Origin of the sequence: Streptococcus cuniculi, from assembly GCF_001921845.1 — a bacterium.
GTDB lineage: Bacteria > Bacillota > Bacilli > Lactobacillales > Streptococcaceae > Streptococcus > Streptococcus cuniculi.
Genome location: NZ_MSJM01000012.1, coordinates 1 through 24,637, shown reverse-complemented (window position 1 = coordinate 24,637; position 24,637 = coordinate 1). Strand labels below are relative to the sequence as shown.

The following is a 24,637-nucleotide window of genomic DNA, read 5'->3' as shown; positions in this document are numbered from 1 at the left end:
GAAACAATTTTCATTATTTTCAGACGATTTTTCATAGGACTTTCACTGAAGTTGCTTCTACTTTGTGATATAATATGACTAATGATTGAATGAGGTATATAAAGATATGAAACGACTGTATTTGTTCCTGATCGCTTTTTTAGTCGCAGTAGTGCTGCCCGTGTCCGTTCATGCTGCGGACAAGTATCGTACCGATGCAGAACATGCTATTGCGATTGAAGCACAGACTGGCAAGATTCTCTACGAACAAAGTGCAACTACTCCAGCGAGTATCGCCTCCATTTCTAATTTGCTGACGATCTATCTGGTATATGAGGCGATTGACCAAGGAAAATTAAGCCTTGACACACCTGTTGCCATTTCAGACTATGCCTATAACCTGACTATCACCTCTCCTGTGACCAATATTCCTTTGGACAAACGCTCCTATTCGGTTCAGGAATTGATCAACGCATCTTTAATTGCTTCTGCTAACAGCGCAACGATTGCACTAGCAGAGCAGGTAGCAGGCAGTGAAGCGGCTTTTGTGGATTTGATGAAGGAAAAATTAGCCTCTTGGGGGATTTCAGATGCGACGATTGTCAATGCAACTGGCTTAAGTCAGGAGCTCTTAGAAAACAAGGAGCTTTCTGAAGACCAAAAGGCGACCGAAAACCGCTTGTCTGCTCTCGATGTAGCCATCGTCGCCCGCCGTTTGATTGTCGATTATCCGCAGGTACTGCGTGTGACATCTCAGTCTCATTTCAAGTTAAATGGAACGACCTACTACGGCACCAATCCGATGCTTAGAGGCGGAGCCTATGAGCGAAATGGCGTAGACGGTCTCAAGACAGCTTCTGGAACCTCTATGGTCGCAACTAGTGTTGAAAATAATATGCGGGTCATCACCGTCATTTTACACACCAAAGAGGGTGATGTATATCCTGAAAAACGCTTTATCGAGACCATGAATCTGATGAACTATGCCTATCAATATTTTACCTGGACTCCTATCGTAGAAGCTGGTCAACCCTATCACGATAGCAAGGTGAATGTCTTTAATGGTAAAGAAGCGACTGCACGAGCTGTAGCCAGTCAAGACCTCATGTTTGCCAAACGAAAACGCTATAAAGAGGAAACACTAGCCAAGGCTAAGGGGCTCGACAAGGTATTTGATGCACCGCTCACCAAGGGCACTGTCCTTGGAAGCCTGGCCTTGCATGATACGGATTTGATTGGACATGGCTATGTTGATAACAAGCAGCCAAGCGTAGACTTGATTGCAGCTGAAGACACACCTCCTGCAACCTGGCCATTTTCTTGGTGGAATCACTTTGTGCGGTATGTGAATGAGAAATTATAGAAAAAAACGAACACTTCAATTCTTATATATCCTACTCTTGGGCGTAAATGCTACTTGCTGTGCAATTGTCACTTGCATCTTGCACGAAATCCTTCCTGCTATCCTAACACCCTTTCTTCCCATATTCTTATATAAGATGATACGAGAAGCCATTTATCAAGGGTTTCATCGATTCGGGTTTTATGCTATCTGGCGTTTAGAAGAGATTGGTTTTAGCTATCGCAAACTGTTTCTACCAGATTTCAGACCCCATACAACCGAGTCTTTGAAGCGTCATCAACAGGCTGGTCTTGCCTTGAAATGTCTCTATATTTTCCTAGATAGCATCCTTATAACAATCTGCTTTACCATTTGGATTATCTGCTTCTATTATCAATTTGAAGTATTTCGCTATCCTGAATTTATCACTGTCAGCCTATTTTTGTTGACAAGCCTAATGTGTTACCTGTTGAGGAAATACGGGAAAAAAGGACTCGGAAAAATGTTTGCCAAATATACCCTAGCTATTGAGCACGGTGAGCCTACCTTTCGCAAGATATAGTGAATTGAATAGAGATTAGGACATCGTTCAGTCGCTTCGATGAACGCAAGTTCTATCTATAGCTCCTTGCCTTATCTTCTTCCTTTCTCAATCCACTATAAAAGACATAACCCGTAAGAACATGAAAAATCGCAGCATTTCTGAACTGCGATTTTTTATATACTGCTATGTCTTTCCTCATTTCCAACTTCTGTCGGCAATATCACGGCAGCCAATCAGCCTATGCTGATTGGTTTGCTCGGTATATTAGCCGACTGAACCTTCCATTTCATAGGCAATCAAGCGGTTGAGCTCAACGGCATATTCCATTGGGAGTTCTTTGGTAAAGGGCTCGACAAATCCCATGACAATCATCTCTGTGGCTTCGCCTTCTGACAGACCACGACTCATGAGGTAGTAGAGCTGTTCTTCAGAAATCTTCGACACTTTTGCCTCGTGCTCTAAGGCAACCTGCGAGTTGTGGATTTCATTAAATGGTATGGTATCTGATGTTGAAATGTCATCCATGATAATGGTGTCACACTCGATGTGGCTGACTGATTTCTTGGAATTGCGGGCAAAAGTGACTTGACCGCGGTAGTTAACTGCTCCGCCACCCTTGGCAATGGATTTCGATACGATAGAGGAACTCGTGTGCGGTGCATTGTGGATCATCTTAGCACCTGTATCTTGGTGTTGACCGGTATTGGCAAAGGCGATGGATAGCATGGTACCACGCGCACCCTCACCGTCTAGGTAAACTGACGGATATTTCATGGTCGTTTTTGCCCCCAAGTTTCCATCAATCCACTCCACTGTCGCATCCTTCATCGCACGCGCACGCTTGGTCACAAGGTTATAAACATTGTCTGACCAGTTTTGAATGGTCGTATAGCGCATATAAGCACCATCAAGCGCAAAGATTTCAACAATCGCAGCATGCAAGCTATCGCTTGAGTAGGTCGGCGCTGTACAACCCTCCACATAGTGTACACTTGCTCCCTCATCCACGATAATCAAGGTCCGTTCAAACTGTCCTGTGCTTTCGTTGTTAATACGGAAATAGGTCTGCAAAGGAATGTCACACTTGACCCCTTTTGGTACATAGATAAAGGTCCCCCCTGACCAAACGGCACTGTTTAGGGCGGCTAATTTATTATCCGTCGGTGGAACGAGCTTGGCAAAATACTGTTTGAAAAGGTCAGGGTATTCTTTCAAAGCGGAGTCTGTGTCGGTAAAGATAATGCCCAACTTCTCAAACTCTTCTTTCATATTGTGGTAGACCACTTCTGATTCGTACTGGGCTGCTGCCCCTGCCAGATAGGCACGTTCTGCCTCTGGAATCCCGATACGCTCAAAGGTTTCCTTGATTTTTTCAGGCACATCGTCCCAAGAACGGGCTGGTTTGTCAGAAGCCTTTTGATAATAAATAAGATCGTCAAAATCAATCTCTGAAAGGTCAGCTCCCCATGTTTCAAGGGGCATTTTTTTGAAAGCCTCATAGGATTTGAGACGGAACTCTAACATCCATTCTGGTTCATTTTTAGCTGCCGATAAGGCACGAATAACTTCTTCATTCAAGCCTTTTCCTGTCGACATAATCGGCTCTACATCATCATGAAAGCCAAATTTATACTCACCGAGGTCAATCGGTTTTGGCTCTACTCTTTCTTCTGCCATTCTTTCCTCCTCTATGATCTATCTTCTATTTTGTTTTCTATTCTTCTAAGCCTTTTTTGAGAGCATTCCAAGCCAAGGTCGCGCATTTCACACGCTGGGGGAATTTGGCAACGCCTGCCAGAAAAGCTGCATCTCCTAATTCTTTTTGACGTACATCTGTCTGACCTTGCACCATTTCAGAAAAAACGTGAGCTAATTCAAGAACCTCTGCCTTGGTCTTTCCAAGCACAAGGTCGGTCATCATGCTGGCTGAAGCGGTTGAAATGGTACAGCCTGCATTGACAAAGGCAATGTCTTGAATCATTTCTCCGCTGTCATCAAACTTCAAAGATAGGTTTATCACATCGCCACAAGTGGGATTGTTCAAATCCACCTGATGCGCCCCGTCAATCCTTCCCTGATGATGAGGATGCTTGGAATGGTCAGCCACGACAGCCATGTAAAGACTCTCTAGTTTAGAAAGTGCCATTGAAAAACTCCTTTGTTTTCTCTAGTGCCTCTAGCAATTTGTCACAATCTTCCTTGGTATTATAAAGGTAGAAACTAGCGCGAACCGTTGACTGCACTCCCAAATAGGTAAGAAGCGGCTGAGCACAATGATGGCCTGCCCGCACAGCCACTCCCTCGTAGTCAAGCGCTGTTGCCACATCATGGGGGTGTAGCCCCTTGATATTAAACGAAATCACTCCTGAACGCTGGGCCAGGTCTATCGGACCGTAGATGTCAATCCCATCCATGGCCTGCAATTTCGGAAAGATATAGGCCAGCAACTCTTCTTCGTGACGAGTGACCTGCTCCATACCAATTTCTTCTAAAACATCTATGGCTTTTGCTAGGCCAATCGCTCCTGCCATATTGGGCGTCCCTGCTTCAAACTTCCAAGGGAGTTCCTTCCAAGTCGCAGACTGCTCATAGACAAAATCAATCATCTCACCGCCAAATTCGACGGGTTCCATCTGTGACAGCCATTTTTCCTTGCCATAGAGGACGCCGATTCCTGTCGGTCCTAGCATTTTATGGCCTGAAAAGGCAAAGAAATCGACATCCAAGTCTACGACATCAATCGCCATGTGAGGAATGGACTGGGCTCCGTCAACGACCATGATAGCTCCCACCTCATGCGCTAGCTGGGTGATTTCCTGAATCGGGTTGACCACACCGAGGACATTGGACACATGAGCGATGGAGACAAACTTGGTGTTGGACGATAGCTTAGACTTCAAGTCCTCCATGTCCAAGGCTCCGTCCTTGAGATAGGTATAGACGAGCTTAGCTCCTGTCTGTTGACAGACCTGCTGCCAAGGAATGATATTTGCGTGGTGCTCCATAATGGAAATCAAAACCTCATCGCCCGGCTGCAAGGTTTGAGCTGCAAAGTGTGCCACCCAGTTGAGACTGGTCGTTGTCCCTCTTGTAAAGAGCACTTCCTTGCTTGAGCGGGCATGGATGAATTGTCTCACGCGTTCACGTGCTGCTTCATAGCGGCTGGTCGAACGCTCTGCTAGGGTATGGACACCTCGGTGGACATTGGCATTATCTGTCTGGTAATAGTTCGCTATTTCCTCTAAAACTGCCTGCGGTTTTTGAGTCGTTGCTGCATTATCGAGATAGACCAAGGGCTCATCATGGACCAATTGGTCTAGGATTGGAAATTCTTGTTTGATGGCATGGCTATCTACTGGCATGTTTTTACCTCTTGCTTAATTTTTCTTCAATTCCGTCAATCATCTCATCGCGGACTTCCTTGACAGGGATTTCGGTAATAACGGCTCCCAAGAATCCACGAACGACCAAGCGCTCTGCGGTCGCCTTGTCCAAGCCGCGACTCATGAGATAGTACATATCTTCTGGGTCCACCTGACCAATAGAGGCAGCGTGTCCTGCTGTCACATCATTTTCATCGATCAAAAGGATTGGGTTGGCATCACTTCGTGCCTGGTCTGACAACATCAAGACACGGCTTTCTTGCTGGGCATCTGCTCCTTTGGCACCTTTGATGATATGGCCAATCCCGTTAAAGGTCAAGGTTCCTTTTTCAAGGATAACCCCGTGTTGGAGGATATTGCCAATTGAATGACGACCGTAGTTGGTCACGCGGGTATCAATTCCTTGAATCTGCTTGCCGCTTGATAGTGCAACGACTTTCATATCGGCGTGGCTACCGTCCCCATACAAGTCGCTATCAAAGTCAGCGACGACATTTCCCTCATTCATGACACCGATAGCCCAGTCAATGCTGGCATTTGTACCTAAGGAACCACGGCGGCTCATATAGGTTGTCACCTGCTGACCCAAGCGATCAATCGCTGCAAATTTAATCTGGCTACCTGCGCCTGCAATCACTTCTACGGTGATATTGGCAGTTGCTTTTTCGCTACCTGCTCCGATACTTTCAAAACGCTCAAGGTAGTTTAACTTGGCATTCTTTCCTGTAATGATGAGAACATGTTTATTAAACGGAACGTTACTTTCACTATCTTGGTAGAAAATCCCCTCGACGGGTAGCTCGATTTCCACATTGTCAGGAACATACAAGACGGCACCGCTGTTGAAATAGGCTGTGTGGTAAGCAGCTAGCTTATCCTCATCATGAGCCACTGCCTTGGTAAAATACTGCTCTACCACCTCTGGAATTTCCTCCAAGGCTGTGTAGAAATCTGTAAAGACCACACCTGCTTCTGCCAACTCTGGCGATAATTGCTCAAAGACGGTCTGTGTACCGACTTGAACCAACTTGGGATTGTCTCCCAAGGCTGTGAAGTCAGGAACATTGGCTGAAAGGTCATTTTCAGCAATCGTGCCGTCTCCAAGATTCCAGCGATGGAATTTCACCCGCTCAATCTTTGGTAAGGCTAGTGTTTCGATCTTTTCAAAAGCTGCTTGACGAAGGTCACTCAACCAAGCTGGCTCTGCATGCGCCTGTGAAAAAAGTTTAATGGCTTCTTTTGTCATCGTTTTCCCCTTTCTGAACAAGATTCGCCTTAAACTTCCTCTTCGTAAGTCAAGCCTAATTCTTCTGCAATTTTCGCATATCCTTCTTTTTCAAGACGAATCGCAAGTTCTGGACCGCCTGATAGCACCACGCGGCCTTCCATCATGATATGGACCACATCTGGTGTAATGTAGTTCAAGAGACGTTGGTAGTGGGTGATAATCATGGCACCAAAGCCTTCCCCACGCATAGCATTAACCCCTTTTGATACGACTTTCAAAGCATCGATATCAAGACCAGAGTCAATCTCATCAAGGAGGGCAAAGGTTGGCTCCAGCATCAAGAGTTGCAAGATTTCGTTGCGTTTTTTCTCACCACCTGAAAAGCCTTCATTGAGGTAGCGCTCTGCCATTTCCTCTTTCATGTTGAGCAGTTCCATTTTTTCATCGAGTTTGGTAATGAAATCACGAACAGAAATCTTCTCATCGTCTTCTTTTCCAGCATTCATAGCTGCGCGTAAAAATTCCGCATTGGTAATACCTGGGATTTCACTTGGGTATTGCATGGCAAGAAAGAGCCCCATACGAGCACGCTCATCGACTTCGAGTTCCAAGACATTGACACCGTCAAACAAGACTTCCCCTTGGGTGACTTCATAGTTTGGATTTCCCATGATGGCTGCTGAAAGGGTGGATTTCCCTGTTCCGTTTGGCCCCATGATGGCTGCAACTTCCCCTGTTTTCAGGGTCAAGTTCACTCCTTTTAAAATTTCTTTTCCTTCGATTGCAACGTGCAAATCTTTAATCTCTAATACTGACATAGATACCCCCATTTAGTTTTTATCTGGTTTATTATACCAAAAAAGAGCTGATTAGGCTCTTTCTTTGTTTAGAAACATTCTTATCTTCGGTTTTTCCGCTTTGCTTCTTTCTTGGCTCTCTTTTTGGCTAGGTATTCCTGCCTGGCATCACTATTGCCAATAAAGCGTAAAAGGTTCAAGATAGGCGTTCGATTCTCACCAAAAATCCCAATTAGCTCACTAAGAATTTCCACTCCCAATAGCATTGCGACTATCAAGAGGACACCTCCCCAGCGGCTCGATACATTTAAGAGTAGCGAAGTAAGAGAAAAGATAAAGGAAATCGCATAGATAACAAGTACCGTTCCACGATGCGTCAAGCCAAGCGATAAAAGACGATGGTGCAAGTGCATGCGGTCTGCTTCATAAATTTTCTGACCTGATAAGGTCCTACGAATAATCGCAACCAAGGTATCGGTAATCGGTACTCCTAGGATAATCATCGGCGTCACCACGGCAACCGCTGTGGAATTTTTCAGCCCTTGAAGGGATAAGACCCCAATCATAAAGCCGATAAACAGGGCTCCTGTATCGCCCAAGTAGATAATGGCTGGATTATAGTTATAGGGAAGAAATCCAACAATCGCAGCCACCAATACAAAGACGGTTAAGGTCAAGTAGATATTGCTATCGTGGAGGAAAAAGTAGGAGACAATTCCCATAGTGGTCAGAGAAATAATGGACACCCCCGACACCAGACCGTCTAGACCGTCGATCAGATTGACCGCATTGGTGATGGCCACAATCCACAGAATGGTTAAAAAGAAGGATAACCAAGCTGGAAAATGGAGCATTGGCCCGCCAAAAGGAATCTTGAAATTATCAAAACGAAACTCGGTAAAAAACCAAATAATAGCCGCCGCAACAAGCATCCCCACCATCTTTGGCAAAGGACGTAGTTCCTTGATATCATCAATCAAGCCTGTAAGAATAATGATACCGCTAGCAAGGACTAGGGGCAAAATATACTCAAAATAAGTTCCTCGAGGCGATATGTGGATGACCACAAAGGGCAAAAAACACATCGTCGCTAAAAAGAAAGCCACAAAAATTGCTAGACCACCCGCCGTAGGCATGGGAACCTTATTGATACGCCGCGCATTGGGGTTGTCGACCGCTCCAATCCGGAGCGCTAAAAAACGGACCAAGGGGGTTGCAATAACGGAAACCATCATTGTAAGTACAACGACAATGATGTACTGCAAAGCAAAGGGAATCATACTAAGCTCACCTTCCCAAGCTCTTCAATCGCACCCACAGGAAGCAACAGAACTCCGTGTTCTTGAAGTACCGCACGCGAAATGGATGTGTCATCTGCATGTTCTAACATGCGCGACAAGATGTAGTCCGGATAACGCGTCGAACGATTTTCGATATTGATGAGAACCGTCATGTAGTAACGACCATTCATCTTATATAATTCAGACTCTTCAATGGTGAAATCAAGAAGGGACACAAACCGAACTGCTTCTTGCAAACTCGCAAAGTCCAAAATATAGTAAATATACTGGCGGTCTTCTACATCCACTTCTTCTGTTTCTGTCTCTTCAGCCTCTACTTGCTCCAGATGTTGGACAGCCTTATCGTCTCCTGCACTCTTTTCCCGAATCGTCTTCTCTAGTGTCTTCAAAAATTCGTCCGGTGTCATTTGCGAAATGTCATCCAAATCTGCCATATCCGCAAAATCATCGAAGTTTAAGTTTTGATCGATGTCTGACTTGGTGACAAAAATATCCACCTTATCTGGCTTTGGTGTCACTCGAAAACTGAGCATGCCACTTTCACGGAAGGTTACTGGCAAGTCCAATTCATCTAAAACTGTATAGAAAAATTCCTCTGTCTTTTCCTGCGGCACCAGAAAATCCGCGATTTCCATCCCGCGCTCTTCCAAATCTTCCATTTTAATCGTGATCTTCAAGGTCGAATCACTAATTTGTTTCATCTTCATTTCGCTACCTCATACTCTTCCATCCCTCTCAAACGATGATTTGAGAACCTGCATTTCATTCATTATACAAAAAAATAGCCTCTTTTACAAAAGAAAAGAGATTTCTTCTCCCCAAAGGTAGAAGGTTTTTGCTGCAACACAAAAACGCAGCTCATGCTGCGTTCAAAAAATTCTTTTAATACTTTTCTTAGGTGGTGCGGACGGTAGCGACTTCCTGCGGAGTAAAATAATCCAGTGGATTATTTTAGCCCGAGCCCAGAAACAAAGGAGCGAGGATAATCGATTTCTGCCCCTCTCCCTCCTTTTACCACAGCGAAAAGTATCTGATGAGGCTCGCTCCGCTCGCGAAAATCGGCAAATCAAATGTTCAGTTAGCAGGGCTTTTGAACTTGTTTAAATAGAAAATCGGGTTTGTCTACGTTCTGAACGCAACTCATGCTGCGTTCATTTCTTAAAAGATAAGAGTTCCTAAATAGTAGAGAACCAAGAGTGTTCCTAGGGCAATGCGGTATTTTCCAAAGAAGGTGAAATCGTGCTTTTTCACGTAGTCGGTCAAGAAACGAATCACAACTAGCGAAACACCAAATGCAGTCACCATGGCAATAAGGAGTAATAACCATTGACCTGCTGTTACACTCAAGCCTTTCACAAGAAGTTTTACAACTTTGAGCAAACTTGCTCCAAACATGATTGGAATTCCAAGGAAGAAGGTGAACTCTGTCGCCACCTCACGGCTAGTCCCAAGAAGAATCCCTCCCAGAATCGTTGCTCCTGAACGGCTGGTTCCTGGAATCAAGGCAAGGACTTGAAAGAGACCAATGTAGAGGGCCGTTTGATAAGACATCTTACTCAAAGAGACGACTTGTGGCTCACGATTCTTCTGTCTTTTTTCTACATAAATAAAGGCTACACCGTAGAGAATTAACATCAAGGCCACGACAATAAAGTTATAGAGATGATCATCCAACCAATCGTCAAATAAAAGTCCCAAAATAGCTGCTGGCAAGGCTGCGATAACTACTTTTGCCCATAATTGCCAGGTCAGCTGGATTTGACGGCCGGATTTTCCCGGTTGAAAAGGATTGAGCCTGTCGAAGTAGATGACCATGACAGCTAAGATTGCGCCTAACTGAATCACGACATTGAACATGGACGTAAAATCAGCACTCACATCTTTAAAGGACACAAATTTCTGCACCAAAATCAGGTGGCCTGTACTCGATATCGGCAACCATTCGGTGACTCCCTCTACAAGGCCAAAGAAAATCGCTTTTAGAATCTCAACAAACATAGCTTACTCCTTCTTCATTTCCCTTCATTATACCACAAACCCGATTGAAAACGTATCTTTTTTCAATTAGTTTGCAATCTGTCTGAATTTTTTATACAATATAACTACTTTTGAAAAAGGAGAGACTATGAAAAAACGATTGTTGATGCTGCTTGCAGTGCTCATGGCTGTGTTCTCTATCAGCACGGGTGTTCAAGCAGATGAATATCTCCGTGTCGGAATGGAAGCTGCCTATGCACCGTTCAACTGGACACAGGAAACAGATGAAAACGGAGCTGTTCCCATTGAAGGAACCACCCAATTTGCCAACGGTTACGATGTCCAGGTCGCAACGAAAATTGCCGAAAAAATGGACAAAAAGGTCCTTGTTGTTAAGACCAAATGGGAAGGACTGGTCCCTGCCCTAACTTCTGGCAAAATTGATATGATTATCGCAGGGATGAGCCCGACAGAGGAGCGCAAGAAAGAAATTGCCTTTTCGTCTAGCTACTACACCTCTATTCCAACGCTTGTTGTGCGTTCTGATAGCAAGTGGGCTGACGCTCGCTCGATTCAAGAATTTGCAGGGGCAAAAATCACTGCCCAGCAAGGGGTCTATCTCTACGATTTGATTGACCAGATTGAAGGTGTGGATAAACAGACGGCTATGGGAGACTTTTCTCAGATTCGTCAGGCACTTGAGGCTGGGATTATCGATGCCTACGTCTCTGAACGCCCCGAAGCACGAACAGCCCAAGAAGCCAATCCTGCCTTTCACATGGTCGAGTTGACAAACGGTTTTGAAACCAATGCAGAAGATGTCACGATTGCTGTCGGCATGCGCAAGGACGATGCACGGATTGCTCAAGTCAACCAAGTCTTAGAGGCCTTTACAGAAAAAGAACAACTTGCGCTGATGGATACGATGATTGAAAATCAACCCGTTGAAGCAGGTTCAGAAGAGGCAAAGCCATCCTTTCCTGTCCAAGTCTGGAATATCCTAGTCAATAATTGGCAACAACTCTTACGCGGAACTGGTATGACCCTGCTCATTTCTATCCTTGGAACCATCATCGGTACTGCCATCGGTCTCTTAATCGGTGTTTTCCGTACTGCTCCAAAGGCTAACAACAAGGGACTTGCTTTCCTCCAAAAAGCACTCGCCATTCTCATCAATATCTATATTGAAATCTTCCGTGGTACACCGATGATTGTACAATCCATGGTCATCTACTACGGAACAGCTCAAGCATTCGGACTGAATCTGGACCGCACCCTGGCTGCGATTTTCATCGTATCCATCAATACGGGTGCCTACATGAGTGAGATTGTCCGCGGGGGCATTTTCGCTGTGGATAAGGGGCAATTTGAAGCTGCAACAGCTCTTGGATTTACCCACAACCAAACCATGCGCAAGATTGTCTTACCACAGGTCGTTCGCAACATCTTGCCTGCTACTGGTAATGAATTTGTCATCAATATCAAAGATACGTCTGTATTGAATGTAATCTCGGTCGTCGAACTTTACTTCTCTGGAAACACCGTGGCGACTCAGACCTACCAATATTTCCAAACCTTCACCGTGATTGCGATTATCTACTTTATCCTCACCTTTACGGTGACTCGTATCCTACGCATGATTGAAAAACGTTTTGATACGGACACCTACACGACTGGTGCCAACCAAATGCAGACGGAGGTGCTTCATGACTAATACGATTTTAGAAATCAACCATTTGAAAAAAGCCTTTGGCCAAAATCTGGTCCTCAAAGACATCTCCATGACCGTCAAGAAAGGCGAGGTCATCTCCATCATCGGCTCTTCTGGTTCTGGAAAATCAACCTTCCTACGCTCCATCAACCTCCTCGAAACACCGAGCGAGGGAGAAATCCTCTATCATGGTGAAAATGTCTTGACGAAAGGCTACGATTTGACGACCTACCGTGAAAAACTGGGCATGGTCTTCCAGTCCTTCAATCTGTTTAACAACTTGAATGTGCTAGAAAACGCCATCGTGGCGCAGACAACCGTCTTAAAACGTAGCCGTACGGAAGCCGAACAAATCGCCAAAGAAAATCTCAATAAGGTCGGCATGACAGAGCAATACTGGTCTGCCAAACCAAGCCAGCTCTCAGGCGGGCAAAAACAGCGAGTAGCGATTGCTCGCGCCCTTTCTGTCAATCCAGAGGTCATCCTCTTTGATGAACCAACTTCTGCCCTTGACCCTGAAATGGTAGGCGAAGTGCTAAAAACCATGCAAGATCTTGCCAAGTCTGGCCTCACGATGATTATCGTGACCCACGAAATGGAGTTTGCTCGCGACGTTTCAGACCGCGTCATCTTTATGGACAAGGGCTTGATTGCCGAAGAAGGTAGCCCACAACAAATCTTTGAAAATCCACAAGAAGCACGTACAAAGGAATTCTTACAACGTTTTCTGGGATAACATAGTGAATTGAATAAAGGTTAGGACATCGTTCAGTCGCTTTGATAAACGTCCGTTCTATCTGCAGCTCCTTGCCTGTCCTATTCCTTTCCCAATCCACCATAACAAAAAACAACCAACTAGGGCCTAGCCCCTAGTTGCTTGTTTTTACAAAAGTAAAAGAGGAGACATCATCTCCTCTTTTTCACGCTTCATTTTAGTTCTCAAATTTTTTATGATTTTTGTCATAAAAATCAATAAGTCCCAAAGCGGTAGCAAATGAAATGTTGTCAATTTTTGCACGACCTTGTGCAAGGGCAATAACTGACATTTCACGTGCGTTTGTCTCTTTACTGATACGGTATCCAGTAATTTTCTTATCGCGTACCCAACCGACAACTGCGGCCACTTTTTCATAACTAGTCATGAGAAACCCCTTTCTTTTTATTCGTTCAATTCAGTTTATTATATCCTCTCTCACTTGTCAAGTAAAATGCGCAATAAATATGCATTATTTCGCTTTTAGAGCAGATAATATTTGTGCACGAATATCTTCCATGCCTTCAGGACTTGCTGGCAAGAAGATTGTGCTATTTCCGGTATGTGAAAAATTATTGAGCGTATCCAGATATTGGTTGGTCAACAGAATGGACATAATTTGTTCTTCGGTCAAGCCGATATCAGATTCTTTCAATTCTTTAATCGAATCTGCCAACCCATCCACAATCGCTTTTCGCTGTTGGGCAATCCCCACACCATGCAGGCGGTCTTTTTCTGCTTCGGCTTCGGCAGCTGTGACAATCTTAATCTTGTCTGCTTCTGCCAATTCTTGAGCAGCAGCACGCTTGCGTTGTGCCGCATTGATTTCATTCATTGACTGCTTGACTTCTGCATCAGGTTCCACCTTGGTAATCAAGGTTTTCACGATGATATAACCATAGGTAGACATTTCTTCTGCCACTTGTTTTTGAACTTCAAGGGCGATTTCGTCTTTTTTCTCAAACAATTCATCGAGTGTCAACTTCGGAACAGATGAACGAAGAGCGTCTTCGATATAAGACTTAATTTGCGCTTCTGGACGCATGAGTTTATAGTAGGCATCTGTCACGTTGTTTTCATTTACCCGATACTGAGTGGCTACATTCATGGTTACAAACACATTATCTTGGGTCTTTGTTTCCACCACAATCTCACTTTGGAGCAGGCGCAACTGAATCCGCGCCGCAATGTGGTCAATACCAAATGGAAGTCGGAGATGAATCCCACTCATGCTCAGCTTCTGGTATTTCCCGAACCGTTCGATGATGACAACCGATTGCTGACGCACTACATAGAGCGAGCTAAGGACAATCACCACTGCCAACAAGACAACCAGAATAAACACGATACTAAGAATACTAATCATCACGTATCCCTCCTTTTCTTTTGGAAAATATTATACTATTTTATTTAAGAAAAGACAAGTGAAAACAGTTTCGATTTTTAAAAATAGTTTAACGCTTACACCAGCAGGCTATAGAGGGTTTCATTTCCACGTAGGTTGATAAAGGAGGGATCAAACTTCTCCATGCGCTCAATCAGGCCAGCATAATCATGTTTGTCCCCGAGAGCCACCCCAATCAAGACAGGCCCCGTCCCTTTACTCGCTCGTTTGATGTATTCAAAACGAGTAATATCATCATTTGGTCCCAAGATGTCGGTTACAAACTCGCGTAGGGCTCCAGGACGTTGCGGGAAGTTCACGACAAAGTAGTGCTTGATGCCATCGTAAATGAGCGCCCGCTCTTCCATTTCCGGCATGCGGTTGATGTCATTGTTGCCTCCCGAGATGATACAGCAGACGGTCTTACCCTTGATATATTCGCTCAAGACTTCAAGGGCTGCAATGCTAGCTGCTCCTGCTGGTTCTGCGACAATCCCTTGCTTGGAATAAAGGTCAATCAAGGTTTCAGAAATCAAGCCCTCATCCACACCGATGAGATTTTCCACATGCTTGCGTGTCACTTCATAGGTCAATTGCCCGACTTTTTGCACGGCAATTCCGTCCGCAAACTTGTCAATTTCTTTTAACTTGACAGGCCCGCCTGCCTCAAAGGCAGCTTTCATGCTCCGAGCGCCTTCAGCCTCTACACCGATAACTTCAATCGCAGGATTTTTCTCCTTGATATAGGTCGCCACCCCTGCAATCAAACCACCGCCACCGACTGGCACCAAGACTGTATCAAAATCAATCGACTCCCGCTCTGCTTCTTCCATGATTTCATAGGCAACCGTCCCTTGGCCTGCCTGAACATGGACATCATCAAAAGGAGCAATAAAGGTGCGATTTTCACGTTCGGTAAAGTCTTGAGCGGCCTTGGCAGACGCATCAAAGGTATCTCCCACCAGCTTGATGTCGACCATATCGCCACCAAAGAAACGAACCTGTCCAATTTTTTGCTGCGGTGTGGTAATGGGCATGAAAATCGTTGCAGGAATTTTCAATTCATTACAGGTAAAGGCGACACCTTGGGCGTGATTGCCCGCGCTAGCACAGACCACTCCGCGCTTTCTTTCTTCTTCGTTCAACTGGGAAATCGCATAATAGGCCCCACGAATCTTGAAAGAGCGCACACGTTGGGCATTTTCACGTTTGAGATAAATCTTTGCGCCATACTTTTCTGACAAATAGCGGTCATAATCAAGCGGTGTATAGACCACTACATCCTTCAATACCTTATGAGCACGGACAACGTCCTTAGCTGTTAACATAACTTCTCCTTCTGCTTACATGAAAATAAAGTGAGAAAAATCTAGCTTGTACAACCAACTTTTCTCACTTCCTTTATATCACTTGCTAGATAGCTCGTTTTCGCCTACTATCTGAACATTCTTAGTTGTAGATTTTAAAAGCATCGTCATCGTTTTTGCCGACAAATGGCATGGCTTTCCGAAGTTCTGCCCCCACTTTTTCAATTTCAAGATCAGCAGCTGCTTCGCGGTATTCTTCCATGCGTGGGCGACCTGCTTTGTAATCTTCAACAAAGTCATTGGCAAATTTACCAGATTGGATGTCCGCAAGAACAGCCTTCATGTTTTCCTTGACTTGGTCGGTAATCACACGAGGACCTGATACGTAGTCACCAAATTCAGCAGTATTTGAGATGGATTGGCGCATTTTCTTGAAACCACCTTCGTAGATTAAGTCTACGATGAGCTTCATTTCATGAAGGACTTCAAAGTAAGCAAGTTCTGGCGCATAGCCTGCCTCGGTCAAGACTTCAAATCCTGCTTCCATGAGGGCTGTCAAACCACCACAGAGAACAGCTTGTTCCCCAAACAAATCTTCTTCGGTTTCTTCTTTGAAGGTTGTCTCAAGCAGTCCAACGCGGGCTGAACCGACACCTTTTGCCCAGTCCATAGCGATATGTTTGGCATTTCCAGTTGCGTCTTGATAAACTGCATAAAGAGCTGGTACACCAAAGCCTTCTTCAAAGGTACGACGAACCAAGTGACCTGGACCTTTTGGCGCACACATAAAGACATCCACATTCTCTGGCACTTTGATAAAGCCAAAGTGAATGTTGAAACCGTGCGCAAATCCGAGCGCATTTCCTGCTTCCAAGTTTGGAGCAATTTCAGCTGCGTAAAGGTCTGCCTGGATTTCGTCTGGTGCAAGAATCATGATGACATCTGCTTGTTTAGCTGCTTCTGCCACTTCAAATGTGTCAAATCCGTCTTCTTTTGCCTTGTCAAATGACTTACCAGCACGCACACCGATGATGACATCGTGTCCTGTATCACGCAAATTTTGCGCATGGGCATGACCTTGTGAACCGTATCCGATAACGGCAATTTTTTTCCCGTTAAGTGCTGCTACTGTGACATCTTTTTCGTATTGCATTTCTACTGCCATAATCTGTTCTCTCTTTTCTATTTGTTGTTAATCTCTGCTAAATCCTGTTGCTCCTGTACGAGCAATATTTTTGATACCGTAAGGTTGAATGACCCGCAGCAGGGCGTCAATCTTATCGCCGTCACCCGTCATTTGAATGGTAATCGAGTGCGGGGCGACATCGACAACACTAGCCCGAAACGGTTGGATAATCGCCAAAATCTCGGCCCGCTTGGCTGGTGGTGCTACGATTTTGACCAAGAGGACCTCGCGCTCCAAGTGGGGAATATCTGTAATGTCTCGCACACGGACGACGTCAATCAAACGGTTGAGCTGCTTGATAATCTGCTCCACCTCGTCCATAGTCTTAACATCGATGATGACGGTGACTCTTGAGATTTCAGCAATTTCGGTCGGTCCAACCGAGATCGATTCAATGTTAATCTGTCTGCGGGATAAGACGCCCGTAAAGCGGTTCAAGACCCCGGAGGAATTTCTCAATTTGGCTGTTAACATTCTACGCATTGAACTTCACCCCCAACATCTCTGCATTGCTCTTACCTGCTGGAACCATAGGTTGCACATGCTCTTGCTTGGAAATATGAACTTCAATCAGCATCGGTCTATTTTCCTTGATGACTTGTAAGTCATCTGTTAGTGTAGCGGGATTTGTACAGCTGGCATAGCTGATACCGTAGGCTTCTGCTAATAATCTGAAATTCGGCTCCGCATCAAACACGGACTGACTGCGACGCTCATCATAGAAAGACTCCTGCCACTGCCGCACCATACCAAGGGAGTGATTGTTTAAGAGCACCACCTTGATTGGGACACCGTATCCGTTTAAAATAGCCAGTTCCTGATTGGTCATTTGAAAACCACCATCCCCTACAAATAGGACAACCTCCCGATGAGGATTGGCTAATTTGGCACCGATGGCCGCCGGAATCCCAAATCCCATGGTTCCCATGCCGCCAGAAGTAATCAGCTGTCTGGCGTGTTTGTAAGGATAGAACTGGGCTGCCCACATCTGGTGTTGCCCCACATCGGTGACCACAATCGCATCGCCACTTGTCATCTCACCAATCAGTTCAATGACCTTCTGAGGCTTGATATGTTCGTCATCTTCGTCATAGCCAAATGGTGCCCGACGCTTGTTATCAAGGGTTTGAGCAGTCCATTCTTCATAGTTGGTCTCAACGGTGTCAAGAGCCAGTAAAGCCTCAAGGGTCGCCTTGGCATCTCCGACAACTGGAATTTGAGTTTTTACGACTTTGCCAATCTCGGCTGGATCGATATCAATGTGCGCAACGGTTGCGTTTACTGCAAAGGTGCTTGGATTTCCCGTCAAGCGGTCGTCAAACCGAGCGCCGATATTGATGATATAATCCGCATCTGTCAAGGCCATATTGGAAGCGTAAGAACCGTGCATCCCACCCATCCCGAGGGATAATTCGTGCTGGACAGGCATGGTTCCTAGACCGAGAAGGGTCGAAACGACCGGAATCCGATAGCGCTCTGCAAAGGCAATCAATTCCTTATTAGCATCTGCATAGTTGACCCCACCGCCTGCTAGAATGACAGGCTTTTTAGAAAGGGAAAGTTGCTGCAAAATCTTCTTCACTTGCAATCCATTTGGCTGAACTGTCGGCTGATAGCTCGGCAAATGCACCGTATCATCGTAGTAGAAATCAACTACTGTTTCTTGAATATCCTTCGGAATATCAATGACAACCGGTCCTGGACGACCTGTTGTGGCGATATGAATGGCTTCTGTAATCACACGCGGAATATCTGCTGCATCCCGCACTTGGTAATTATACTTGGTAATCGGCATGGTAATCCCGATGATGTCTGCCTCCTGAAAGGCATCTTTTCCGATTCCACGCGTAGCGACCTGACCTGTAAAGACCAGCATCGGTACGCTGTCGCCCATGGCATCCGCAATCCCTGTAATGGCATTAGTCGCACCAGGGCCGCTGGTCACAAGTGCGACACCGATTTTTCCAGTCGACTTGGCATAGCCTTCTGCTTCATGGGTAGCTCCTTGTTCGTGGCGTGCCAACACGTGCTGAATGCCTTTAAAGCGGTAAATCTCATCGTAGAGAGGCAAGACAGCCCCGCCTGGATAACCAAAAATGACATCGACACCTAACCTTTTTAGGGTATCTAAGATTAGATAGGAACCCGAACGCGCTTCCTCTAATGGAATGTGATTCAACTCTCTTCCTCCTCTCGTCTATCGTCAGATATAGCTACTATCGTATCATCTTTCTCTTGAAAATACTAGATAAATGTTGCTTATGTACTATCATATCACAATGTATCATAAAGTCAATAGAATTTTCAGAAAATTCCCAACTTTGCCCGTTTTCTTAAACTTTCCTAAAGTGGGGTTCTACATTTTATCTATTTTAGTTTCCTTTTAGATTCGCTCGATATAGTAGTGCAATCAAAACGAAGGAGATATTCTATGTATACGATTTTGATTCCAGCTTACCAGCCTGACGGTAGACTTCTCACTCTCCTCAAGGAAATCAAAGAGCGGCTGACTTGTCAAGTTGTGGTGGTTGATGACGGTAGCACAGGAGCAGCACGAGCCATCATTGAAGCCGCAACAGCCTACGCTACAGTCCTCCACCATTCCCACAACCAAGGAAAAGGACAGGCGCTAAGAACAGGATTTGATTATATCTTATCGCTAGGCGAAGCCACAACGATTGTAACAGCTGATGCCGACGGCCAACACGCTCTTACAGACATTGACCGCGTTGCCCATGCGGGCATGAATCTACCAGGACATCTGATTTTGGGAAGCCGCCAGTTTAGTAAGGACATTCCCTTTCGGAGCCGATTCGGCAATCGATTGACCCGCTTTTTATTCCACTTGCAGACAGGGGTAAAAGTGGGCGATACTCAAACAGGACTGCGGGCCTTTCATCATTCGCTCTTGCCTCGCCTACTTTCTATTTCTGGCAATCGCTATGAGTATGAAATGAACACGCTAAGCGAATTGAGCCAGCAAGTTCCGATTACTGAAATTCCCATTCAGACCATTTATCTAGACGATAATGCCAGCTCGCATTTTCGTCCTGTTCGAGATAGTCTCTTGATTTACCGCAATTTCTTTGCCTTTGCGCTGACATCGTTTGGCGGATTTCTGATAGATTATCTAGTCTATATTTTGGCACTAGGTCTACTGACTTTTCTCCCGACTGGTCTACGGCTACTGCTAGCCAACACCTTGGCGCGCTTAGCCAGCACCACCTGCAATTTCTCCCTCAATAGACGCTTCGTCTTTCAACATACCGGCAGCATGAGAAAAGCTGGAGCGGGATATTTCACACTTGCCTTGGGGCTTTTTCTAGCAGATACGGCCTTGCTCTATCTCTTTTACCAACTGCTTGGTATCCATCTCTACCTCGTCAAGCTAGTCGTTGGCGCTCTCCTCTTTTTCATCTCTTGGTTCATTCAACACCATCTTATCTTTCGTGAAAGGAAACCCATCACCCATGAACTTTTTTAAAAAACCATTTGTCTACGCCGGGCTCTTTAGTATCCTGCTGACAAGCGGATTTTCCTATTCCATGCTCAAGACCTTCGTCTTATCTGAAGCGATTGCAACTGTTCAAGCAACCAGCCCAAGCATGCGCCAGACTGAAGTAAGGGCTGCTGCTCAGGCTACAACCACCGAAACCAGCTATACAGATGACAATATCAAGGTTGAGGTTGAAACCATTCGAAACAATGACACAACAGTCTATGTCGCAGATATTCAAGTGAGCTCACCTGACTACCTCAAAACAGCCCTCGCTCAAAACACCTTTGGCACCAATATCACCGCGAAAACCTCTGCAACTGCTAGCGCCAACAATGCTATCCTTGCTGTTAACGGCGATTACTACGGTGCTAATGCTACTGGCTACGTCATTAAAAATGGTGTCCTCTATCGAGATACGGTGCGTGACGATGCCGAAAATGGCGATTTAGCCATCTATGCGGACGGTTCCTTTAAAATCATTTACGAACATGACATCAGCGCCCAAGCATTGATCGATGAGGGAGTTGTCAACCTCCTTGCCTTCGGTCCTAGCTTGATTGAAAATGGTCAGATTGCAGTCGATCAACATACCGAAGTCGGTCAAGCTATGGCTTCCAATCCTCGCAGCGCGATTGGAATCATTGATGAAAACCACTATATCATCGTGGTTTCTGACGGACGAACCTCGGAGAGCCAAGGACTCACTCTCTACCAACTGGCGCAAGTCCTACAATCCTACGGTGCCAAAACAGCCTATAATTTAGACGGTGGTGGCTCGTCTACCCTCTATTTCAACGGGCAAGTCATTAACAAACCCACAACTCGTGGAAGCATTTCAGAAAGGGCGGTGAGCGACATTGTCTACATCGGTTACTAATTTATCTGCAAAACGCATCAAAAAAATAAGCCTAACCTATCTTGGGGTGACCATTTTCCTCTTTGTCTTTAGTCGAATCTATGAGAGCCTTAGTTACGGCGAAGTGTCCTTTTTCATGCACTACCTCTTTGCTGTCCCCCTGATTGGCGGCAGCTTGCTGCTACTAACACTCCACCTTTTCCCACGACTTTCAAGAATCAGCTTTAACCTGTGGAATTCTGGGGTAGCGGTCTTGACAGCGGGCTTTCTCCTCAAAGGAATCATCAATCTGTCTGGTCGGTCAACCACTCTGGATTTGCCCTACTGGTACATCGGTGGCAGCTTGTTGCTCCTGACCATCCTGAGCCTGTTTCTTCCAAAGACAAAAGCTCCAGTTTAGGCGAGCACCATCTATTATCCCCTCGCTGCCCATAAGGCTTGAGGGGATTTTTACAGCATCCAATTGATAGAATTTTCAGAAATTACTAATTTTTTAATCAAACGGCTTTTTCTCACAAAAATTTATGCTATAATATTAGGAAAGAACAGACGAAAGAGAGACTTCCTATGACAGAAAAAGATACTCTTAACCATCTCAAACATCGTAGCTCTGTCTATGATTCCATGGTCAAATCTCCCAACCGCGCCATGCTACGCGCTACGGGAATGACAGATGACAGTTTTGAAAATCCGATTGTCGGAGTGATTTCTACATGGGCTGAAAATACACCTTGTAACATGCACTTACACGACTTTGGAAAACTAGCCAAGGCTGGGGTCAAAGACGCGGGTGCTTGGCCTGTTCAGTTCGGAACGATTACCGTTGCTGATGGAATTGCCATGGGGACGCCTGGAATGCGCTTCTCATTGACCTCTCGTGATATTATCGCAGACTCTATCGAAGCAGCTATGGGTGGTCACAACGTTGACGCTTTTGTCGCGATTGGAGGCTGTGACAAAAACATGCCGGGCTCTATGATTGCCATTGCCAACATGGATATTCCAGCGATTTTTGCTTATGGTGGAACCATCGCTCCTGGAAATCTCAACGGAAAAGACATTGACCTTGTTTCTGTTTTTGAGGGTATCGGGAAATGGAACCATGGCGACATGACGGCCGAGGAAGTCAAGGCCTTGGAATGCAACGCCTGCCCTGGCCCTGGTGGATGTGGCGGTATGTATACAGCAAACACTATGGCAACAGCTATCGAGGTCATGGGCATGAGCCTGCCAGGCTCTTCTTCTCACCCAGCAGAATCAAAAGAAAAGAAAGCCGACATTGAAGAAGCTGGGCGTGCCGTCGTTAATATGCTGAAAATGGGATTAAAACCATCTGACATTATGACCCGCGAAGCCTTTGAAGATGCCATTACCGTCACCATGGCACTCGGTGGGTCAACCAATGCGACCCTGCACCTACTTGCCATTGCTCACGCTGCAAACGTTGAGTTGACCTTGGAAGATTTCAATGATTTCCAAGAACGGGTGCCGCACTTGGCTGACTTGAAGCCATCTGGAAAATACGTTTTCCAAGACCTTTATGAGGTCGGCGGTGTCCCAGCAGTCATGAAATACTTGCTCAAACATGGTTTCCTACACGGTGATCGTATCACTTGTACAGGGAAGACCGTTGCTGAAAACTTGGAAGCCTTTGACGATTTGACACCTGGTCAGAAAGTCATCATGCCACTTGACAATCCAAAACGAGCTGATGGACCGCTTATCATCTTGAAAGGAAACTTAGCCCCTGACGGAGCCGTTGCCAAAGTTTCAGGAGTCAAGGTGCGCCGCCATGTTGGTCCTGCTAAGGTATTTGATTCTGAAGAAGAAGCAATCGAAGCCGTATTGTCTGACGAAATCGTAGACGGTGATGTAGTCGTTGTCCGTTTCGTTGGTCCAAAAGGTGGCCCTGGTATGCCAGAAATGCTCTCTCTCTCCTCTATGATTGTCGGTAAAGGTCAAGGAGACAAGGTGGCCCTCATCACGGACGGTCGTTTCTCAGGTGGTACCTACGGTCTCGTTGTCGGCCACGTTGCTCCTGAAGCGCAGGTCGGAGGTCCTATCGCCTACCTCCGCACGGGTGATATGGTCACGGTTGACCAAGATACCAAGGAAATCACCATGGCAGTATCCGATGAAGAAATCGAGCGCCGCAAGGCGGAGACCACACTCCCACCACTCTATTCACGAGGAGTGCTTGGAAAATATGCCCACATCGTATCTTCTGCGTCTAAAGGAGCCGTTACAGACTTCTGGAAGCCAGAAGAAACAGGGAAAAACTAAGCAAATAAGGAAAAACCCAGTCAATTGACTGGGTTTTCAGAAAGGATAACATGAACTACTCTGTTGAACTAACCCGTTTCAAGGTCAAGGAAGGAAAATCCGCTGTCGTTGATGAATGGATGAATTTCTTAAACAACCACATGGAGGAGACCCTCTTGACCCTTGAGGGGGAGAAAATGTATGTCGAAACCATTTTCAGAGAGACCCTAGACGGTCAAGAATACCTTTACTGGTATTCTATCCAAGGAATCGGTGGTGTCGATGTCGAAGATTCCGAATCCGACATTGATAAAAAGCACCTCGAATATTGGGCTGACTGTATCGATAATAGCTTTGGCTTCAAGGATTTGGAGCCACAAGTCGTGATGATTCCAAAGCCGATAATGGACACCATGGAAAAGCTAGATGCTGATTACGATAGAAAATACAAATAGTGAGCCAGATTGGCTCACTATTTTTTATTTCGGGCTGATGCCTAGGGTGATGCGGCCAATGCGGCTGATGCGTGTCATCTTCCAAACTGGAGACCAGACCACTTCAATCCCTGCATTTTCAATGCCGTCAATTTTCTTTAGGGCATCAATCAGTTCCTCTGGTAAGGTCTCCGAGCAGGTACAACCCGCATCGGTGAAAGTCATGACCACCTTGCAAAAGCCATGCTCGTCCAGATTGATTTCATAAATCAAGCCTAGATTGTAAATATCGAGTTCGATTTCTGGATCATAAATGCTCTCCAAGGTCTCAATTAACTGTTCTTCAAGCGCCAAGGCACGATCATTGATTTTGATGTCGTCTCTCATCTTCCCACCCCATACAACATGATTTTTCCTATTTTCTCATATTTCACAAAGATTTTCAAGAATGATTGAAAAGTTTTCACAAAAAACAAACCACTAAACTGTAACTCGCTACTCGCTTTCCTATTTTCAAGCTCGTGAAAAAACAGCCCACTGGCCCTTATACTCGCTTTCCTATTTTTGGCTCTATAATTTCTGTAGTGGGTAAACCCACCCTGGAGATTATAGGGCTTTTTGAGTATCAAAAAAGTCCCATAAGACTTATAATGAAAAGCGACCAAACTCACATTAGAAAGTAGCTTATGGAAC

General features: G+C 45.4%; 24 protein-coding genes. 8 read left to right on the top strand and 16 right to left on the bottom strand.

Annotation, left to right across the window (positions count from 1 at the left end; translation table 11 throughout):
- Positions 1 to 106 precede the first annotated feature (106 nt).
- Positions 107 to 1,342 carry a serine hydrolase gene (locus tag BU202_RS10005; protein WP_075105621.1) on the top strand — a complete coding sequence of 412 codons (1,236 nt, stop codon included), beginning with the start codon at positions 107 to 109 and terminating at the stop codon, positions 1,340 to 1,342.
- 787 nt (positions 1,343 to 2,129) lie between these two features.
- Here BU202_RS10005 and sufB read toward each other — a convergent pair.
- The 8 genes from sufB to BU202_RS09960 all read right to left on the bottom strand — a co-directional run bounded on the left by sufB (position 2,130) and on the right by BU202_RS09960 (position 10,572).
- Positions 2,130 to 3,542, bottom strand: a complete 1,413-nt coding sequence (gene sufB, locus BU202_RS09995; RefSeq protein ID WP_075105619.1) for a Fe-S cluster assembly protein SufB — start codon at positions 3,540 to 3,542, stop codon at positions 2,130 to 2,132.
- A 37-nt stretch (positions 3,543 to 3,579) separates the two neighbouring features.
- On the bottom strand, positions 3,580 to 4,011 hold the full coding sequence (gene sufU / locus BU202_RS09990; protein ID WP_075105618.1) for a Fe-S cluster assembly sulfur transfer protein SufU: 432 nt from the start codon (positions 4,009 to 4,011) through the stop codon (positions 3,580 to 3,582).
- Positions 3,998 to 5,227, bottom strand: coding sequence for a cysteine desulfurase (locus tag BU202_RS09985; protein ID WP_075105617.1), 1,230 nt, complete (start codon positions 5,225 to 5,227; stop codon positions 3,998 to 4,000). Before BU202_RS09985 ends, sufU begins: the two co-directional genes overlap by 14 nt.
- Positions 5,228 to 5,231: 4 nt before the next feature.
- Positions 5,232 to 6,494: a Fe-S cluster assembly protein SufD gene (sufD, locus tag BU202_RS09980; protein ID WP_075105616.1), complete on the bottom strand. Its 1,263-nt coding sequence runs from the start codon at positions 6,492 to 6,494 to the stop codon at positions 5,232 to 5,234.
- Between the two features lie 29 nt (positions 6,495 to 6,523).
- A complete protein-coding gene (gene sufC / locus BU202_RS09975; protein ID WP_075105615.1) occupies positions 6,524 to 7,294 on the bottom strand; it encodes a Fe-S cluster assembly ATPase SufC in 771 nt (256 codons plus the stop codon).
- Between the two features lie 80 nt (positions 7,295 to 7,374).
- On the bottom strand, positions 7,375 to 8,553 hold the full coding sequence (locus tag BU202_RS09970) for a glycosyltransferase family 4 protein (RefSeq protein WP_075105614.1): 1,179 nt from the start codon (positions 8,551 to 8,553) through the stop codon (positions 7,375 to 7,377).
- Positions 8,550 to 9,281, bottom strand: coding sequence for an adaptor protein MecA (gene mecA / locus BU202_RS09965; RefSeq protein WP_075105613.1), 732 nt, complete (start codon positions 9,279 to 9,281; stop codon positions 8,550 to 8,552). Before mecA ends, BU202_RS09970 begins: the two co-directional genes overlap by 4 nt.
- Before the next feature lie 451 nt (positions 9,282 to 9,732).
- Entirely contained in the window at positions 9,733 to 10,572 is an 840-nt protein-coding gene (locus BU202_RS09960) for an undecaprenyl-diphosphate phosphatase (RefSeq protein WP_075105612.1), read from the bottom strand.
- A 127-nt stretch (positions 10,573 to 10,699) separates the two neighbouring features.
- On the opposite strand from BU202_RS09960, the gene BU202_RS09955 reads away from it, so the two are divergent.
- Together BU202_RS09955 and BU202_RS09950 are read left to right on the top strand one after the other, a co-directional pair.
- Complete coding sequence (locus BU202_RS09955) at positions 10,700 to 12,265, top strand: ABC transporter substrate-binding protein/permease (protein ID WP_075105611.1); 1,566 nt, start codon at positions 10,700 to 10,702, stop codon at positions 12,263 to 12,265.
- Complete coding sequence (locus BU202_RS09950; RefSeq protein WP_075105610.1) at positions 12,258 to 12,998, top strand: amino acid ABC transporter ATP-binding protein; 741 nt, start codon at positions 12,258 to 12,260, stop codon at positions 12,996 to 12,998. Before BU202_RS09955 ends, BU202_RS09950 begins: the two co-directional genes overlap by 8 nt.
- Positions 12,999 to 13,194: 196 nt before the next feature.
- On the opposite strand, the gene BU202_RS09945 is transcribed toward BU202_RS09950, so the two are convergent.
- From BU202_RS09945 to BU202_RS09920, 6 genes are all read right to left on the bottom strand, one after another.
- Positions 13,195 to 13,404, bottom strand: a complete 210-nt coding sequence (locus tag BU202_RS09945) for a capsule biosynthesis transcriptional regulator (protein ID WP_075098784.1) — start codon at positions 13,402 to 13,404, stop codon at positions 13,195 to 13,197.
- 84 nt (positions 13,405 to 13,488) lie between these two features.
- Entirely contained in the window at positions 13,489 to 14,382 is an 894-nt protein-coding gene (locus BU202_RS09940) for an SPFH domain-containing protein (RefSeq protein ID WP_075105609.1), read from the bottom strand.
- A 95-nt stretch (positions 14,383 to 14,477) separates the two neighbouring features.
- Positions 14,478 to 15,728, bottom strand: coding sequence for a threonine ammonia-lyase IlvA (ilvA, locus tag BU202_RS09935; RefSeq protein WP_075105608.1), 1,251 nt, complete (start codon positions 15,726 to 15,728; stop codon positions 14,478 to 14,480).
- Between the two features lie 121 nt (positions 15,729 to 15,849).
- Positions 15,850 to 16,872: a ketol-acid reductoisomerase gene (gene ilvC / locus BU202_RS09930; RefSeq protein ID WP_075105607.1), complete on the bottom strand. Its 1,023-nt coding sequence runs from the start codon at positions 16,870 to 16,872 to the stop codon at positions 15,850 to 15,852.
- 27 nt (positions 16,873 to 16,899) lie between these two features.
- Positions 16,900 to 17,376 carry an acetolactate synthase small subunit gene (ilvN, locus tag BU202_RS09925; RefSeq protein WP_075105606.1) on the bottom strand — a complete coding sequence of 159 codons (477 nt, stop codon included), beginning with the start codon at positions 17,374 to 17,376 and terminating at the stop codon, positions 16,900 to 16,902.
- Positions 17,369 to 19,072, bottom strand: a complete 1,704-nt coding sequence (locus tag BU202_RS09920) for an acetolactate synthase large subunit (RefSeq protein ID WP_075105605.1) — start codon at positions 19,070 to 19,072, stop codon at positions 17,369 to 17,371. Before BU202_RS09920 ends, ilvN begins: the two co-directional genes overlap by 8 nt.
- 252 nt (positions 19,073 to 19,324) lie before the next feature.
- On the opposite strand from BU202_RS09920, the gene BU202_RS09915 reads away from it, so the two are divergent.
- From BU202_RS09915 to BU202_RS09895, 5 genes are all read left to right on the top strand, one after another.
- On the top strand, positions 19,325 to 20,377 hold the full coding sequence (locus BU202_RS09915) for a bifunctional glycosyltransferase family 2/GtrA family protein (RefSeq protein ID WP_075105604.1): 1,053 nt from the start codon (positions 19,325 to 19,327) through the stop codon (positions 20,375 to 20,377).
- Positions 20,364 to 21,269, top strand: a complete 906-nt coding sequence (locus BU202_RS09910; RefSeq protein ID WP_075105603.1) for a phosphodiester glycosidase family protein — start codon at positions 20,364 to 20,366, stop codon at positions 21,267 to 21,269. The genes BU202_RS09915 and BU202_RS09910 overlap by 14 nt, the downstream gene beginning before the upstream one ends.
- Positions 21,250 to 21,648 (top strand): hypothetical protein, encoded by a 399-nt coding sequence (locus tag BU202_RS09905; RefSeq protein WP_075105602.1) that lies wholly within the window; start codon positions 21,250 to 21,252, stop codon positions 21,646 to 21,648. The genes BU202_RS09910 and BU202_RS09905 overlap by 20 nt, the downstream gene beginning before the upstream one ends.
- A 167-nt stretch (positions 21,649 to 21,815) precedes the next feature.
- Positions 21,816 to 23,531, top strand: a complete 1,716-nt coding sequence (gene ilvD, locus BU202_RS09900; protein ID WP_075105601.1) for a dihydroxy-acid dehydratase — start codon at positions 21,816 to 21,818, stop codon at positions 23,529 to 23,531.
- 50 nt (positions 23,532 to 23,581) lie between these two features.
- Entirely contained in the window at positions 23,582 to 23,965 is a 384-nt protein-coding gene (locus tag BU202_RS09895; RefSeq protein ID WP_075105600.1) for a DUF6176 family protein, read from the top strand.
- A 24-nt stretch (positions 23,966 to 23,989) separates the two neighbouring features.
- Here BU202_RS09895 and BU202_RS09890 read toward each other — a convergent pair whose 3' ends face one another.
- Complete coding sequence (locus BU202_RS09890; protein ID WP_075105599.1) at positions 23,990 to 24,331, bottom strand: metal-sulfur cluster assembly factor; 342 nt, start codon at positions 24,329 to 24,331, stop codon at positions 23,990 to 23,992.
- A partial coding sequence (locus BU202_RS10605; protein WP_208604255.1) for a hypothetical protein occupies positions 24,328 to 24,637 on the bottom strand: 310 nt, incomplete at its 5' end. The genes BU202_RS10605 and BU202_RS09890, both read right to left, overlap by 4 nt.

Bases quoted from the DNA above. Each gene is read 5' to 3' on its own strand.
- BU202_RS10005 (WP_075105621.1), top strand. From the start codon at position 107: ATGAAACGACTGTATTTGTTCCTGATCGCTTTTTTAGTCGCAGTAGTG.
- sufB (WP_075105619.1), bottom strand. From the start codon at position 3,542: ATGGCAGAAGAAAGAGTAGAGCCAAAACCGATTGACCTCGGTGAGTAT.
- sufU (WP_075105618.1), bottom strand. From the start codon at position 4,011: ATGGCACTTTCTAAACTAGAGAGTCTTTACATGGCTGTCGTGGCTGAC.
- BU202_RS09985 (WP_075105617.1), bottom strand. From the start codon at position 5,227: ATGCCAGTAGATAGCCATGCCATCAAACAAGAATTTCCAATCCTAGAC.
- sufD (WP_075105616.1), bottom strand. From the start codon at position 6,494: ATGACAAAAGAAGCCATTAAACTTTTTTCACAGGCGCATGCAGAGCCA.
- sufC (WP_075105615.1), bottom strand. From the start codon at position 7,294: ATGTCAGTATTAGAGATTAAAGATTTGCACGTTGCAATCGAAGGAAAA.
- BU202_RS09970 (WP_075105614.1), bottom strand. From the start codon at position 8,553: ATGATTCCCTTTGCTTTGCAGTACATCATTGTCGTTGTACTTACAATG.
- mecA (WP_075105613.1), bottom strand. From the start codon at position 9,281: ATGAAGATGAAACAAATTAGTGATTCGACCTTGAAGATCACGATTAAA.
- BU202_RS09960 (WP_075105612.1), bottom strand. From the start codon at position 10,572: ATGTTTGTTGAGATTCTAAAAGCGATTTTCTTTGGCCTTGTAGAGGGA.
- BU202_RS09955 (WP_075105611.1), top strand. From the start codon at position 10,700: ATGAAAAAACGATTGTTGATGCTGCTTGCAGTGCTCATGGCTGTGTTC.
- BU202_RS09950 (WP_075105610.1), top strand. From the start codon at position 12,258: ATGACTAATACGATTTTAGAAATCAACCATTTGAAAAAAGCCTTTGGC.
- BU202_RS09945 (WP_075098784.1), bottom strand. From the start codon at position 13,404: ATGACTAGTTATGAAAAAGTGGCCGCAGTTGTCGGTTGGGTACGCGAT.
- BU202_RS09940 (WP_075105609.1), bottom strand. From the start codon at position 14,382: ATGATTAGTATTCTTAGTATCGTGTTTATTCTGGTTGTCTTGTTGGCA.
- ilvA (WP_075105608.1), bottom strand. From the start codon at position 15,728: ATGTTAACAGCTAAGGACGTTGTCCGTGCTCATAAGGTATTGAAGGAT.
- ilvC (WP_075105607.1), bottom strand. From the start codon at position 16,872: ATGGCAGTAGAAATGCAATACGAAAAAGATGTCACAGTAGCAGCACTT.
- ilvN (WP_075105606.1), bottom strand. From the start codon at position 17,376: ATGCGTAGAATGTTAACAGCCAAATTGAGAAATTCCTCCGGGGTCTTG.
- BU202_RS09915 (WP_075105604.1), top strand. From the start codon at position 19,325: ATGTATACGATTTTGATTCCAGCTTACCAGCCTGACGGTAGACTTCTC.
- BU202_RS09910 (WP_075105603.1), top strand. From the start codon at position 20,364: ATGAACTTTTTTAAAAAACCATTTGTCTACGCCGGGCTCTTTAGTATC.
- ilvD (WP_075105601.1), top strand. From the start codon at position 21,816: ATGACAGAAAAAGATACTCTTAACCATCTCAAACATCGTAGCTCTGTC.
- BU202_RS09895 (WP_075105600.1), top strand. From the start codon at position 23,582: ATGAACTACTCTGTTGAACTAACCCGTTTCAAGGTCAAGGAAGGAAAA.
- BU202_RS09890 (WP_075105599.1), bottom strand. From the start codon at position 24,331: ATGAGAGACGACATCAAAATCAATGATCGTGCCTTGGCGCTTGAAGAA.